General features: G+C 74.6%; 13 protein-coding genes. 10 read left to right on the top strand and 3 right to left on the bottom strand.

What is annotated here, in order from left to right; all coding sequences use genetic code 11:
* The first annotated feature begins 108 nt into the window (after nucleotides 1-108).
* The 6 genes from ACFTWP_RS29130 (at nucleotide 109) to ACFTWP_RS29105 (ending at nucleotide 6012) form a co-directional block, all read left to right on the top strand.
* Nucleotides 109-1305, top strand: a complete 1197-nt coding sequence (locus tag ACFTWP_RS29130; RefSeq protein ID WP_380267891.1) for an MFS transporter — start codon at nucleotides 109-111, stop codon at nucleotides 1303-1305.
* 149 nt (nucleotides 1306-1454) lie between these two features.
* Nucleotides 1455-2651: an acetoin utilization protein AcuC gene (locus ACFTWP_RS29125; protein WP_380267890.1), complete on the top strand. Its 1197-nt coding sequence runs from the start codon at nucleotides 1455-1457 to the stop codon at nucleotides 2649-2651.
* Between the two features lie 508 nt (nucleotides 2652-3159).
* Complete coding sequence (locus ACFTWP_RS29120) at nucleotides 3160-3369, top strand: helix-turn-helix domain-containing protein (protein WP_063351305.1); 210 nt, start codon at nucleotides 3160-3162, stop codon at nucleotides 3367-3369.
* Nucleotides 3370-3558: 189 nt separating this feature from the next.
* Nucleotides 3559-3657, top strand: coding sequence for a 30S ribosomal protein bS22 (locus ACFTWP_RS29115; protein ID WP_003948845.1), 99 nt, complete (start codon nucleotides 3559-3561; stop codon nucleotides 3655-3657).
* 238 nt (nucleotides 3658-3895) lie between these two features.
* Nucleotides 3896-5008: an NAD-dependent epimerase/dehydratase family protein gene (locus ACFTWP_RS29110; protein ID WP_380267927.1), complete on the top strand. Its 1113-nt coding sequence runs from the start codon at nucleotides 3896-3898 to the stop codon at nucleotides 5006-5008.
* Nucleotides 5005-6012 (top strand): lysophospholipid acyltransferase family protein, encoded by a 1008-nt coding sequence (locus ACFTWP_RS29105; RefSeq protein ID WP_380267889.1) that lies wholly within the window; start codon nucleotides 5005-5007, stop codon nucleotides 6010-6012. The genes ACFTWP_RS29110 and ACFTWP_RS29105 overlap by 4 nt, the downstream gene beginning before the upstream one ends.
* Before the next feature lie 83 nt (nucleotides 6013-6095).
* Here ACFTWP_RS29105 and ACFTWP_RS29100 read toward each other — a convergent pair whose 3' ends face one another.
* From ACFTWP_RS29100 to ACFTWP_RS29090, 3 genes are all read right to left on the bottom strand, one after another.
* Complete coding sequence (locus tag ACFTWP_RS29100) at nucleotides 6096-7322, bottom strand: DUF5667 domain-containing protein (RefSeq protein WP_380267888.1); 1227 nt, start codon at nucleotides 7320-7322, stop codon at nucleotides 6096-6098.
* Between the two features lie 256 nt (nucleotides 7323-7578).
* Complete coding sequence (locus tag ACFTWP_RS29095) at nucleotides 7579-8403, bottom strand: ECF subfamily RNA polymerase sigma factor, BldN family (RefSeq protein ID WP_380267926.1); 825 nt, start codon at nucleotides 8401-8403, stop codon at nucleotides 7579-7581.
* Between the two features lie 574 nt (nucleotides 8404-8977).
* Complete coding sequence (locus ACFTWP_RS29090) at nucleotides 8978-10021, bottom strand: HAD-IB family hydrolase (RefSeq protein WP_380267887.1); 1044 nt, start codon at nucleotides 10019-10021, stop codon at nucleotides 8978-8980.
* Between the two features lie 176 nt (nucleotides 10022-10197).
* Here ACFTWP_RS29090 and ACFTWP_RS29085 point away from each other — a divergent pair, with 176 nt between their 5' ends.
* The 4 genes from ACFTWP_RS29085 to ACFTWP_RS29070 all read left to right on the top strand — a co-directional run bounded on the left by ACFTWP_RS29085 (nucleotide 10198) and on the right by ACFTWP_RS29070 (nucleotide 13852).
* Nucleotides 10198-10476, top strand: coding sequence for a glutaredoxin family protein (locus ACFTWP_RS29085; RefSeq protein WP_380267886.1), 279 nt, complete (start codon nucleotides 10198-10200; stop codon nucleotides 10474-10476).
* A 214-nt stretch (nucleotides 10477-10690) separates the two neighbouring features.
* Nucleotides 10691-11428, top strand: a complete 738-nt coding sequence (locus ACFTWP_RS29080) for an exonuclease domain-containing protein (RefSeq protein WP_380267885.1) — start codon at nucleotides 10691-10693, stop codon at nucleotides 11426-11428.
* 101 nt (nucleotides 11429-11529) lie between these two features.
* On the top strand, nucleotides 11530-12414 hold the full coding sequence (locus ACFTWP_RS29075; protein ID WP_380267884.1) for a redox-sensing transcriptional repressor Rex: 885 nt from the start codon (nucleotides 11530-11532) through the stop codon (nucleotides 12412-12414).
* Nucleotides 12415-12445: 31 nt separating this feature from the next.
* Nucleotides 12446-13852 carry a glutamyl-tRNA reductase gene (locus tag ACFTWP_RS29070; RefSeq protein ID WP_380267883.1) on the top strand — a complete coding sequence of 469 codons (1407 nt, stop codon included), beginning with the start codon at nucleotides 12446-12448 and terminating at the stop codon, nucleotides 13850-13852.
* The last annotated feature ends 8 nt before the right edge of the window (nucleotides 13853-13860 follow it).

Here is a 13860-nt window from a genome sequence, read left to right as displayed (position 1 = left end):
TGCGGGCACCGGCCGCCGTGATCCGAGCCCCGTACCCCCTCCCCAAATCCCCGCCCACCGCCTACGCTCACGCCAACATCGTCGTACCGGCCAGTAGCGAGGTCCCGCATGAGCACCGAGGTCCCGCTCCGGCTGCGGCAGGCGCGCGTCGCCCTGGCCGTGAGCTTCCTCCTCCAGGGCGTCACCTTCGCCCTGCTGGTCACCTGCATCCCGGAGATCCAGGACCGGTACGGGCTGGACGACACCCTGCTGCCGGTCTTCCTCGCCGCCGTGCCGATCCTGGCCGGCGTGGGGTCGATCGCCTCCGAGAACCTGGTGAAGCGGACCAGCGCCCGCGGGGTGCTGCGGGTCGTCCAGCCCGCGCTCTGCCTCACCCTGGCGGCCGTCGGCCTGGGCGGCGAGCTCTGGCAGCTCGGTCTGGCCCTCGGCGCGTTCGGGCTGCTGGTCGGCGCGCTCGACGCCAGCATGAACATGCTCGGGGTGGGGCTGCAGCACCGCTACGGGCGTTCGATCATGCTCGGCTTCCACGCCGCCTTCAGCCTGGGCGGCATTCTCGGTGCGGCCCTGGCGGGCCTCGGCTCGCACTACCACCTCAGCCTGTTCGCCCTGTTCGGCTCGGCCGCCGCCGTCCTGATCCCGCTGGCGCTGCTGGCCGGCACCCGGTTCGCCGGGCCGGCCGAGCTGGGCGACGCCGTCCGGGAGGCGAGCGAGGCCGCGGCCCGCTCGATCCCGTGGCGCCCCCTGCTGCCGCTCTGCCTGGCGATGGCCTTCGCCTACATCGCGGACGCCTCGGTCTCCAACTACAGCGTCAAGTACCTCACCGACGGCCTGGGCAGCCCGGACGACGTCGCCAAGCTCTCCTACCTCGGCTACATGGTCGCGATGCTGCTCGGCCGCACCCTCGGCGACCGGGCCGTCCAGCGCTGGGGCGCCGTGCCGGTGGTGCGGGGCGGCGCGGCGCTGGCGGCGCTCGGCTTCGCGGTGGCGGCCGCCGCACCCGGCCAGTGGGTGGGCATCGCGGGCTTCACCCTGCTCGGCTTCGGCATCTGCGCGATCATCCCGCAGGTGTTCGCGGCGGGCGGGCGGCTCTTCCCGGCGGACTCCGACGCGGCGGTGGCCCGGCTCAACCTGTTCAACTACGTCGGCTTCCTGATCGGATCGCCGCTGGTCGGCGCGATCGCCGACGCGAGCTCGTACCGCTGGGCGCTGCTCGCGCCGATGCTGCTGATCCTCGCGGTGATCCCGCTGGCCGGGCACTTCGCCCCGGCGCCGGCCGCGGTGCGCAAGCCGGTCGAGGTCGCCTGACCGCCCCGGCCGCCGGCAGTCCCGACCGCCCCGACCGCCCCGGCCGCTGCGGCGGCCGGGACGCGACACCCGCGGCGGCCCGCCCCGGCGGGAGTCGCGCGCCCACCCGTCGCGAGGACCGCCGGGCCCCACCCACTACCGTGGAGGCCATGCCCGACGCCGAGCGTGAAACCCCCTGCGGCCTGCACCTCTTCTGGGACGAGGCCGTCACGAGCTACGACTTCGGCCCAGGCCACCCGATGGACCCGACCCGGCTGGCGCTCACCATGAGCCTCGCCGAGTCCCTCGGGCTGACCACCGGGCCCGGCGTGACCGTCCGGGCCGCGGCGGCGGCGGGGGACTCCACCCTCGGCCTGGTGCACACCCGCGAGTACGTCGAGGCGGTCAAGTACGCCGCCGCGCACCCCGAGGAGCGGGACTCCAGACACGGCCTGGGGACCGACGACAACTGGTCCTTCCCCGCCCTGCACTCGGCCTCCGCGCTGATCGCCGGCCAGTCGGTGGCCGCCGCCGAGGCGGTCTGGCGCGGCGAGACCCCGCACGCGGTGAACTTCGCCGGCGGCCTGCACCACGCCATGCCCGGCCAGGCCTCCGGCTTCTGCGTCTACAACGACGCCGCGCTCGCGGTGGCCAGGCTGCTGGAGCTCGGGGCCGAGCGGGTGGCCTACGTCGACGTGGACGTGCACCACGGCGACGGCGTCCAGCAGGCCTTCTGGGACGACCCCCGGGTGCTCACGGTCTCGCTCCACGAGCACCCGGCCACGCTCTTCCCGCAGACCGGCTGGTCCACCGAGACCGGCGGGCCGGCCGCCCCCGGCAGCGCCGCCAACCTGCCGCTGCCGGCCGGCACCGGCGACGCGGGGTGGCTGCGCGCCTTCCACGCCCTGGTGCCCGACCTGCTGGCGGCGTTCCGCCCCCAGGTCCTGGTCACCCAGCACGGCGCGGACACCCACGTCGAGGACCCGCTGGCGCACCTCGCCGTCACCCTGGACGCCCAGCGGTACGTCGCCGAGCAACTGCACGAGCTGGCCCACCGGCACACCGGGGGCCGCTGGATCGCGCTCGGCGGGGGCGGCTACGCCGTCGTCGACGTCGTGCCCCGGGCCTGGACGCACCTGGTCGCCACGGCGGCGGGGCGGCCGGTGGACCCGGCCGCCGAGACCCCGGCGGACTGGCGGGCGGAGGTCTACCGACGCACCCGCCGGCAGGGTCCGCTGCGGATGACGGACGGCGCCGGCCCGCAGTGGCGTGACTTCGACGGCGGCTACGACCCGTCCGACCGCCTGGACCAGGCCATCCTCGCGGCCCGGCGGGCGGTGTTCCCGCACCACGGCCTGCTGCCCTGAGCCCGGCCGTCCGGCCGTCCGGGCAGCCCCGCCGGCCCGGGGAGGGTCCGCCGGCGGGCCGGCGGGCGGGGGCGCTCGCCGCGGCGCGTGCCGGGGCGCGCCGGGGCACGCACGCTCCGCGTGCGCGGGCCGTGCTTCCGTGCGCCTTTTGGGCCGACCGGCACCCGGTGGGCGGCCTCCCGCGCCGCACCCCGGCCGGGCCGGCCCGAGCCGCCCCGCAGGCCGCCGCCCGCCGGGCCCGCCCGCACCGGCCGGGCCCGGGGCCGCGCGCACCCCGCCCGGACCGGCCGCCACGTGCGCAACCGGTCGACGGCGCTGCGCGGGCGGGCTCCGCCAGACCGCCTAGTGACTACGTACTGCAACGGGGGGATCTCGCACCGTACGAGCAGGGTGCTTCCCCCTCTTCCCACTGGTACCACCCTTAACTACTCTGGGGATACACGTGTGCCGGTGGAGTCACCGGAGGGGAAGCCGGTGCCTTGCACACGGGTAAGGGTCGGGTGAGGTCATGAGTTCCGGCGAACGCCCCCTGCAGGAGGTCGTCTTCCTGACCGTGGCGGAGGTTGCCTCGGTCATGCGGGTGTCCAAGATGACGGTCTACCGGCTGGTGCACAGTGGAGAGCTGCCGGCCATCCGGGTCGGCCGCTCCTTCCGGGTGCCCCAGCAGGCGGTCCACGAGTACCTCAAGGAGTCATACGTGCGGCTTGAGAGCGCGTAGCCGACAACCGGTGGGGCGGGCCCGCAGCCAGTGGGTCCCGCACCCGTTTGCCGCAGATTTCCCGCGAGTTTCCCGGCCGCCGGGAGCGCGATTACAGCCCGAGCCGCGCGGAAGGTAGGCTAGGCCCTCCGTCAGTCGTATGGACTCCGTCTCACACGGACGAGAGTCTCAGTGAGCGAGGGTTGTTCCGTGGGCTCTGTCATCAAGAAGCGTCGCAAGCGTATGGCCAAGAAGAAGCACCGCAAGCTTCTGAAGCGGACTCGCGTTCAGCGTCGCAACAAGAAGTAAGCCCTACGGCCGCGCACTGCCGGCCTGGAGCTTTCCTGCCCGCCCCGGCCCTCACGGCCGGGGCGGGCAGTGCCGTATCCGGGGGGATTCCGGCTCCGGCGGGGCCGACACCGGTGCTCCGGCGCGGCCCGCCGGGCAATACCGCACGACTCGGGCGCACGGGGACACCCCACCGCAACGCGGGCGCGGTACGGTGCACGCAGAACAGGGCGGATCGGCCGAGGAGGACGTCAACACCGTGGGCAAGGTCGTGCTCGTCACCGGCGTGGCACGGCACCTGGGTGCCCGCTTCGTCGCCGACATCCGCCGCCGTCCCGACATCGACCTGGTGGTCGGGGTCGACGCGCAGCCGCCGCGCGACCCGGTGGCCGAGCCCGAGGGGCCGGCGGCCGACTACCGCTTCGAGCGGCTCGACCTGCGGCGCCCCGCCGTCGCCCGGGTGATCGCCGAGTACCAGGTCGACACCGTCGTCCACCTCAACGTCAGCGCGACCGGGCCCGGCCCGGGCGGCCGCAGCGCCGTCAAGGAGTCGAACGTCATCGGCACCATGCAGCTGCTCGGCGCCTGCCAGAAGGCACCCGGCCTGCGGCGCCTGGTGGTGAAGTCGACCACCGGCGTGTACGGCTCCGCCCCGCGCGACCCGGCGGTCTTCGCCGAGCGGATGCAGCCGAAGAACCTGCCGAACGGGGGCTTCGCCAAGGACGCCGCCGAGGTCGAGGGCTACGTCCGGGGCTTCGCCCGGCGCCGCCCGGACGTCGCGGTGAGCGTGCTGCGGTTCGCCAACATCGTCGGCCCGGTGGGGGACACCCCGCTCTGCGAGTACTTCGCGCTGCCGGTCCTGCCGACCGTCCTCGGACACGATCCGCGGCTGCAGTTCGTCCACGAGGACGACGTGATCGAGGTGCTCTGCCGGGCCGCCGTCGAGCCCGTCGCCGGCACCGTCAACACCGGCACCTTCAACGTGGCGGGCGAGGGCGTCCTGCTGCTGTCCCAGTGCGCCCGCCGGCTCGGCCGGCCCACCGTCCCGATGCTCCAGCCCGTGATCGGCTGGGTCGCCGGGCTCGTGCGCCAGACCCGGCTCGCGGACTTCTCGCCCGAGCAGCTCCGGCTGCTGACCCACGGCCGGGTGGTGGACATCACCCGGCTGCGCGAGACCTTCGGATACCAGCCGCGGTTCACCACGGCGGAGGCCTTCGGCGACTTCGCCGCCGCGCAGGGCGCGGGCCTGCTGCCACCGGCACGCCTGACGGCCGTCACCGACCGCCTCACGGCGCTGCTCGGGCCCGAGGGCGCCCCGGTCCGCCACCCGGCACACCCGACCCACCCCACACAGGAGCTGAACCCGCGATGAGTGCCGCGAGGGAGTACGCCACGGGCGAGGCCAAGGTCATCCCGATCGAGTCCGCGCCGAGCTGGAACGAGGCCCCGGAGGCCGGCCTCGCCGACCGGCTGGCGGACGCGGTCGGCGGTGCGCTGGCGGGCCGGCTGGGCCCGGCCGCCACCCGCCTGTTCGGCAAGGGCTGGGAGGACCGGGCGGCCGGCGGCCTGTCCTTCCTGCGCCGCCGGATCACCGGCGACTACGAGGTGGATGAGTTCGGCTTCGACCGCGAGCTGACCGAGGCGGTCTTCCTGTCGCTGCTGCGCCCGCTCGCCGACAAGTACTTCCGGGTCGAGGTGCGCGGGATCGAGAACATCCCGGCCGAGGGCGGGGTGCTGATCGTCGCCAACCACTCGGGGACGATCCCGCTGGACGCGCTGATGACCCAGGTCGCCATCCACGACCACCACCCGCAGCGCCGTCACCTGCGGATGCTCGCCGCCGACCTGGTGTTCCTGCTGCCCGGCGTCAACGAGGTGGCCCGCAAGGCCGGGCACACCCTGGCCTGCAACGAGGACGCCCAGGCGCTGCTGGAGCGCGGTGAGGTGGTCGGGGTCTGGCCGGAGGGCTTCAAGGGCATCGGCAAGCCGTTCGCCGAGCGGTACAAGCTCCAGCGGTTCGGCCGCGGTGGGTTCGTGGCGTCCGCGCTGCGCGCCCAGGTGCCGATCGTGCCCTGCTCGATCGTCGGGGCGGAAGAGACCTATCCGATGATCGGCAACGCCAAGACGCTGGCCAGGCTGCTGGGCCTGCCGTACGTGCCCATCACGCCGACCTTCCCCTGGCTGGGGCCGCTCGGCGCGATCCCGTTGCCGACCAAGTGGACGATCCAGTTCGGCGAGCCGATCGCCACCGACAGCCACCCGCCGGAGGCGGCGGACGACCCGATGCTGGTCTTCGACCTGACCGACGAGGTCCGCGAGACCATCCAGCACACCCTCTACAAGCTGCTGGTGCAGCGGCGTTCGGTGTTCTTCTGAAGCCGGCCGCAGGCACCGGCCGACAGCGCAGCAGGGAGGGGCCCGGGCGGTTGCCCGGGCCCCTCCCTGCTGCTTGCGCCCGGTCAGCCCAGCTTCAGCCCCGGCAGCAGGCCGGGGATCAGCGGCGGGATGTCCAGGCCCGGCTGGCTGCTCGGAGCGGCGCTCGCCGCGCCGGTGGGCGCGGCCGTGGACCCGCCCGCGGTGGCGTCCGGGCTCGGCGAGGGGTGCGTGCCGGTGATGCCGTTGGCCAGGCCGTCGACCAGGCCGCCGACGGCCGCCGGGGGGTTGCCCGGGGTCGCGCTCGGCGCGCCGGAACCGCTCGCGGACGCCCCGGCCGAGGGTGCCTTGCCCGCGGTGCCCGGCTTCGCTCCGCCGGTGCCGCCGGCCGGGTCGCCGCCGGTCTGCCCGCTGTCGGACGGACCGCCCGCGTGCTCGCCGCCGCCCGCCCCGCTGCCGTCCGCCGAACCGCCCTGGGCGGACGGCTCGGTCAGCCGCAGGGGCGCGACGTCCTCGCTTATGTCGTCGAAGAGCCGGTCGACCCGGCCGGCCTCCTGGGTGAGCTGGACCGGGAGCCGGCTCTGCAGCTCCGACCAGCGGCCGTCCTCGTCCTCGGCGAACCCGGCCAGCATCCGCATCGGCTCCAGCGAGCCGTTGCTGCGGTAGACGGAGCGCAGCAGCTCGCGGCCCTTGATGGCCTCGGCGTGCATGTCGGCGAGCGCCCGGCGGACCTGCTCGACGGTGTCCGGGTTCAGCCCGGTCGGCGAACCGGCGCGTCCCAGCAGGCCCTTGGCCTCGCCGAGCCGGGTCGAGGCCTGGTCGAGCAGCAGCGCGCCGCGCTCGCTGTCGGAGCCCGCGAGGTCCAGCTGGAGCCCCTCCAGGCCGCGCTTCATCCCGTACAGGGTGTCGCCGGGCAGGGCGTTGGTGCTCGCGGCGGCGGCGCCGGCGAAGCTGCCGACGGCGATGCCCGCGACCAGCCCGCCGATGGCGAACCGGCGGCTCCAGCGCCCGCGCGGGACGGCCCGGTGGGCGCGGCTCCTGCGCTGCCTGGGCACGGTGGCCCCGGCGCCGCCGGCGAATTCCTGCTCGAACGCGGCCATCAGCCGGGCGCGTTGGACCGTTCGGACCTCCGGGTCCAGCTCCGGGCCCGGCAGTGCGCCGAGCGAGTCGGCCATGCTGAGCAGGGCGCCCATCGCGTCCCCGCGGTCAGCGGCGTCGGCGGGCCGCGCAGCGTCCCGGTGCTCTACCTGGTGGGCCTCCAGCGCCTCGGCGAAGGCCTTCGCCCGCCGGTGCTCCAGCACGTTTGCCGTCACGGACCACACCTCCCTTCGTCGTTGTCGACACCCCGGCCTGCCGGACGGTTGCCTCGGCGGGCCAAAGCCACTCCATCGGGTGAGAGGTCGCGATCCGGCTTGACCGTACGCCTGGTGGAGGCTTGCACGCTGGCCAACGAGTGGTGCGGGCGGTCGGTTACGCACGACTGATCATCGGACCGACCGTTCACCCGCACGTGTGGGCCGGACGGAGCCGGTGACGGGGCACCCGATTTCCGCCGGATCACTCCGCCGCTCACCGTGCGTCGGGGGGCAGCAGGCGGGCCAGGGTCCGCACCGCGCGGTACTGAAGGGTCTTGATCGCGCCCTCGTTCTTGCCCATGATGCGCGCCGTCTCGGCGACCGAGAGGCCCTGCAGGAAGCGCAGGGTGACGCACTCCTGCTGCTGGGCGTTGAGCCGCCCGACGGCCTCCAGCAGCGCCGCGTTGGAGAGCCGCTCCAGGACGGAGTCCTCGGGGCTGCGCTCGCACTCGTTGGAGTCGAGCATCTCGCCGGTGGTGACCTCCAGCCGGAACCGGCTGGACTTGAAGTGGTCGGCCACCAGGTTGCGGGCGATGGTCACCAGCCAGGCGCCGAAGTCGCGGCCCTGCCAGGTGAAGGTGCCGATCCGGCGCAGCGCGCGGAGGAAGGTCTCGCTGGTGAGGTCCTCGGCCGTGGCCCGGCTGCCGACCCGGTAGTAGATGTACCGGTAGACGGTGTCCGCGTAGTGGTCGTAGAGCCGCCCGAAGGCCTCGCTCTCACCGGCCTGGGCCCGCTCGACCAGCTCCATGATCGGGTTGTGCTCGGTCTCGAAGCCGGGGCTGGGAGCCGTCCGGGCCCGCCCCCGGGTGCTGCCCGCGGCCGGGCGACCGCGGGTGCCGGTGGTGCCCGTGCCGGCGCCGGTGCCGCCGCTGGTCCCGCTGCTGCTGTTGGTGCCGCCGGTGGTCGCGGTGGAGCGCAGGGCCGCCCCGGGAGGGTGTGCGTGGCCGATCGCGAAGGCGGCTCCGGCGGGCACCAGCTGGGGGGACGGCAGGAACTGGGAGCGGAGCAGGGTCCGCAGCAGGTCCAGGCCGGTGGAGATCTGCCGGTCGGAGGCCTGCCGGACCCGGTTGGAGCGGGAGCGCAGGGGCGCGGGCGACGGGCGGGAGGGAGCAGGCGCGTCGTTCCGGACGGGTGGGTACACGGGACTCCCAGAGGCAGAACTGTGGACGGATCACCTCCGCCTGCGCGGAGAGCACACCCCGCCCCGGCCCTGAGGGACGCACGGGGAGGCGTGCATCCAGGAGAGAATAACGCTTTGTGCAATGACAGCTACACCCTGTTGCCGAAGTGGCCGTTTGGGATCCGCTCGGCGTGCAGATGTAGCTGATACTGACCGGAGCTGACGTCATTCGCCCGGCTCAACGTGATCGGATGAGAGCGCTCGGTGACCACTTCGGTGGTGCGGGCGGCGGTTTCCCTGACTCCGGGCCCGGCAATCCCCGACTTTCGGGCGCTGTCGAACGATCAGATCCGGTCATCCGGTGGCAGGTCCGCAATCCGGCTGCCCGACCCGCCTCCGGGCCCCGGAGTTCGCTCGTACGAGGGGTCGGGCCGGCACCCGGATTGACGTCGCGACGGGTGGCGGGCGACCCGGCGCCCGGCGGCGCGACCGGTCAGGCGGTGCGCCGGCGGTGGACCGCCACGCCCGCCGCGGTGGCCCCGGCGACCACGCCGAGCGCGGCGGCGGCCGGGATGCCCACCCGGGCGGCCTTGCGGCCGGTCCGGAAGTCGCGCACCCGCCAGCCCATCGCCCGGGCGTGCCGGCGCAGCGCGCCGTCCGGGTTCACCACGTACGGGTGGCCGACCAGCGAGAGCATCGGGATGTCGTTCGCCGAGTCGCTGTACGCCGCGCAGCGGTCGAGGTCGAGCCGCTCGCGGCGGGCCAGCGAGCGCACCGCGGCCGCCTTGGCCGGACCGTGCAGCAGCTCCCCGACCAGTCGGCCGGTGTAGTAGCCGCCCTCGGCCTCGGCCACCGTGCCCAGGGCGCCGGTCATGCCGAGCCGGCGGGCGATGATCCTGGCCACCTCCTGCGGTGCGGCGGTGACCAGCCAGACCCGCTGCCCGGCGTCCAGGTGCATCTGGACCAGGGCGCGGGTGCCGGGCCAGATCTTCTCGGCGATGACCTCCTCGAAGATCTGCTCGCAGATCTCCTCCAGGTCGGTGGTCCGCTTGCCGGCCACCAGCCCGAGCGCGGTGTGCTGGGCGTCGGCCATGTGGGCCGGGTCCTCGGTGCCGTGCAGCCGGAACCAGGCCTGCTGCCAGGCGAAGCGGGCCACGTCGCGGCGGGTGAAGAAGCGGCGCCGGTACAGGCCGATCCCGAGGTAGAAGACCGCGGCGCCGCGCAGGATGGTGTTGTCGCAGTCGAAGAAGGCGGCGGCGCGCGGGTCGTCCGGGTCCGGCGTGTGGTTCCCGGCCGGCGGCCGGGGCCCCTTCGCGGGCTTCCCGCCGCCCGCGGCGGTGGCGGCGCGCTCCGCGTCCCCGTCGGCCGTCGGCGCGGGCCCGGAGAGCGGGTCGGTGCGCGGGCCGGCGGCGTCCGGCGCGGGTACGGGCTCCGCGCGCAGGGCGGCCTCCGCCGCCTCGGCGGCGGCCTCGCCCGCCAGCGCGGTCCGCTCGGTGGGGGAACGCCTCGCCTGGGTGAGCCTTCGCAGCACGGCCATGGCACCGAGCATAGCCAGGACGGGCCGCTCACCCGTGACTACGGCGTGCAGGCACCGTTAACAGCCAGGTACGGACGGGGACGCGGAGAGCTGCCGCGGGGCCCGGTCCGCCGACCGGTGCGTGCGTCCGGACGGGCGTCCGCGAACGGCGCGCGGCGCTGGCGCACAATGGCCGGGTGAGCCCACTGCTGCGACGCGACAAGAACTCGAACCCGGCCGACCGCACCGTCACCCTGGTCGGCAAGCCGGGCTGCCACCTCTGCGACGACGCCCGCGAGGTGATCGTCCGGGTCACCGGGGAGACCGGTGCCGCCTTCGAGGAGAGGGACATCACCCAGGACGAGGAGCTGTACCGCAAGTACTGGGAGCAGATTCCGGTGACCCTGATCGACGGCCGCCAGCACGACTTCTGGCGGGTCGACGAGCGCCGGCTGCGGGCGGCCCTGGGGGCCTGACCGGGGGCTTCGCGGTCCGGGCGGGGGAGGGCCGGCCGGCCGCGCGGTCCGCTCCGGGCCCGCGGGCGGCCGAGCGCCGGTCGGCGTGGCGGCCGGCGCGGCGGCCGGTGTGGCGAAGAAAACGTGGGAGACGGCTGTGAATGGACCTCTTGGTCGGCTTACGATCTAACCTCGTTTTCGCGCCAGAGGGGGCCGACCGCAGAGGAGAGCAGTCATGCTTCCCGGCCGAATCCCGGCGCCGGCCTCCGCTGCCGCGGGCTTCGCCGTGGTCGACGTGGAGACCACCGGCCGCAGCCCCTGGCGCCATCGTGTGGTGGAGGTCGCGGTGGTGCTGCTCGACGAGCAGCTGCGGACCGAGGCCGAGTTCGCCACCCTGCTCGACCCGCTGGGCCCGGTCGGCCCGACCCACGTGCACCGGATCGCCCAGGCGGACGTGACCGGCGCCCCGCGCTTTCGCGAGGTCGCCCCGCACCTGCTGGAGCTGCTGGCCGGGCGGGTCCTGGTCGGCCACCACGTGACCTGCGACCGGGCCTTCCTCGACCGCGAGTTCGCCCGGATCGGGGTGCCCTGGCCGGACGTCCCGCTGCTCTGCACCATGCACCTCGCCCGGGCCCACCTGCCGCAGGCGGACGGTTTCGGCCTGGCGGCCTGCGTCCGGGCGGCGGGTCTCGGCTGGTACCCGGCGCACACCGCCCTGGGCGACGCCCGGGCCACCGCCGATCTGCTCCGCCACTGCATACGGGCCCGCTCCTGCCCTCCGGCCGCCTGGGCGGAGCCGCTGCGGGAGGCCGCCCGGGTGCCGTGGCCGAGGCTGGCGCGGGCGAGGTCCCGGGCCGCCGGGGAGCCGGCGCCGGTGTTGCGGCGGGAGGTCCCGTACGGGCCTCGGCCACTCGGTGTGCAGCCCCCGGCCGCGACGCTGAAGGACACCGGTGCTATGGGATTCCCGGCGTGATGCGCGTCACTGTTCACGGACAAATCGGACACCATCTTTGTGCACACGTTCACAAACGCATAGCCTGGCTGCCTAAGCCCAGCTTCACCCACAGGAGCACCGTGGCAATCGGCCGATCACCACAGAGCAGTTCGCAGACGCCCGACCAGGGCGCCGCGCGCCGACCCTCGCGTGCCCGGGGAATCCCGGAGGCGACAGTCGCCCGCCTCCCGTTGTACCTGCGGGCACTGACCGCGCTCTCCGAGCGCTCGGTGCCCACCGTCTCCTCCGAGGAGCTGGCGGCCGCCGCGGGCGTCAACTCCGCGAAGCTGCGCAAGGACTTCTCGTACCTCGGCTCGTACGGCACCCGCGGTGTCGGCTACGACGTCGAGTACCTCGTCTACCAGATCTCCCGCGAGCTCGGCCTGACCCAGGACTGGCCGGTCGTGATCGTGGGCATCGGAAACCTCGGCCACGCGCTCGCCAACTACGGCGGCTTCGCCTCCCGCGGTTTCCGGGTGGCGGCGCTGCTCGACGCCGACCCCGCCGTGGTCGGCAGCAGCGCGGCCGGACTGCCGGTGCGGCACATGGACGAGCTGGAGGAGATCGTGGAGACGCAGGCGGTCTCCATCGGCGTCATCACCACCCCGCCCGGCGCCGCCCAGCAGGTCTGCGACCGGCTGGTCGAGGCGGGCGTCACCAGCATCCTGAACTTCGCGCCCACCGTCCTGACCGTCCCGGACGGCGTGGACGTGCGCAAGGTCGATCTGTCCATAGAGCTCCAGATCCTGGCCTTCCACGAGCAGCGCAAGGCCGGCGAGGAGCCCGACCGCGGCGAGTCCGTGCTGGACCGCGCCCCTGGCCCGGTCCGGGCGGCCGCCGCGAAGCTGCGCCGCGCCGCCGGCGCGACCGCCAAGCGGGCCGACGCCAAGACCGAGGCGGAGCCGGCCAAGGGCGGCCCCGCCCAGTCGGGCGGCGGGGACGTCTCGGCGGTGATGCCGGCATGACCGAGCGAATCCGTCCGGGCAGGGGGCTGTCATGAGTCTGCTGGTCGTAGGACTCAGCCACCGCACCGCCCCCGTCGGGGTGCTGGAGCGCGCCGCGCTGACCGGTGACGTCCCGACCCGGCTGCTGCACGACGCCGCCGCGACGGCGACCGTCGCCGAGGCCGCCCTGGTCAACACCTGCAACCGGATCGAGCTGTACGCGGACGTGGACAAGTTCCACGCCGGCGTCGCCGAGCTGTCCCTCCTGCTCGCCCACCACAGCGGTGTCGACCTGGAGGAGCTCACCTCGCACCTCTACGTCCACTACGAGGACCGCGCCGTCCACCACCTGTTCTCGGTGGCCTGCGGCCTGGACTCGATGGTCGTCGGCGAGGGCCAGATCCTGGGCCAGCTGCGCGACGCGCTCGCGCGCGCGCAGGAGGAGCACACCGCAGGACGCGACCTCAACGAGCTGTTCCAGCAGGCCCTGCGGGTCGGCAAGCGGGCGCACAGCGAGACCGGCATCGACAAGGCCGGCCAGTCGCTGGTCACCTTCGGCCTGGACCAGATCGCCGCCGGCGCCGGGGAGATCGCCGGCAAGCGGGCCCTGGTGGTCGGCGCCGGCTCGATGAGCTCGCTGGCCGCCGCCACGCTGGTCCGCGCCGGGGTGTCCGAACTGTTGATCGCCAACCGCACGCCCGAGCGGGCCGAGCGGCTGGTGGCCAACCTCGGCGGCGGCAACGTCCGCACGCTCGACCTGGCCAAGGTGCCCGAGGCGCTGGCCGACGTGGACCTGGTCATCTCCTGTACCGGCGCCGCCGGCGTGGTGATCAGGGTCGAGGACGTCGCGTCCGCCGTCGCCGCCCGGACCGGCGACACGCCCCTGGCCTTCCTCGACCTCGCCATGCCGCGGGACGTCGACCACGCCGTGCACGAGCTGGCCGGCGCCCTGCTGGTCGACCTGGAGAGCCTCTCGCACGCCCACGCCGCCACCCCCGGCGCCGGCGACGTGGACGCCGTCAGCGGCATCGTCGCCGACGAGGTGGCCGCCTTCGGCGCCGCCCAGCGCGCCGCCCGGATCGCCCCCACGGTGGTCGCGCTGCGCGCGATGGCCTCCGAGGTGGTGCTCGCCGAGCTCGGCCGGCTGGACTCCCGCCTGCCCGACCTGGACGAGCGCTCGCGCGCCGAGATCACCCAGACCGTCCGCCGCGTGGTGGACAAGCTGCTGCACGCACCCACCGTGCGGGTGAAGCAGCTCGCCGCCGAACCCGGCGGTGCCTCCTACGCGGACGCCCTGCGCGAGCTCTTCGACCTCGACCCGGCGGCCGTCCACGCGGTCTCCGGGCCGCCGGTCGGAGCCAAGGGCTCCCCGCAGGTGGGCCAGCAGGCCCTCGGCCCGCAGACCCAGGGCCTCAACCGGCCCGCCAACGGCAGCCTCACGGGCGAGGCCGCCAGATGAACCGTCAG

The sequence above is a fragment of the Kitasatospora sp. NPDC057015 genome, from assembly GCF_042673745.1.
GTDB lineage: Bacteria > Actinomycetota > Actinomycetes > Streptomycetales > Streptomycetaceae > Kitasatospora.
Note: the sequence above shows the minus strand (reverse complement) of the source record. Positions and strands in the feature narration are given on the sequence as shown.

Bases quoted from the DNA above. Each gene is read 5' to 3' on its own strand.
- ACFTWP_RS29105 (WP_380267889.1), top strand. From the start codon at position 5,005: ATGAGTGCCGCGAGGGAGTACGCCACGGGCGAGGCCAAGGTCATCCCG.
- ACFTWP_RS29125 (WP_380267890.1), top strand. From the start codon at position 1,455: ATGCCCGACGCCGAGCGTGAAACCCCCTGCGGCCTGCACCTCTTCTGG.
- ACFTWP_RS29070 (WP_380267883.1), top strand. From the start codon at position 12,446: ATGAGTCTGCTGGTCGTAGGACTCAGCCACCGCACCGCCCCCGTCGGG.
- ACFTWP_RS29090 (WP_380267887.1), bottom strand. From the start codon at position 10,021: ATGGCCGTGCTGCGAAGGCTCACCCAGGCGAGGCGTTCCCCCACCGAG.
- ACFTWP_RS29080 (WP_380267885.1), top strand. From the start codon at position 10,691: ATGCTTCCCGGCCGAATCCCGGCGCCGGCCTCCGCTGCCGCGGGCTTC.
- ACFTWP_RS29120 (WP_063351305.1), top strand. From the start codon at position 3,160: ATGAGTTCCGGCGAACGCCCCCTGCAGGAGGTCGTCTTCCTGACCGTG.
- ACFTWP_RS29130 (WP_380267891.1), top strand. From the start codon at position 109: ATGAGCACCGAGGTCCCGCTCCGGCTGCGGCAGGCGCGCGTCGCCCTG.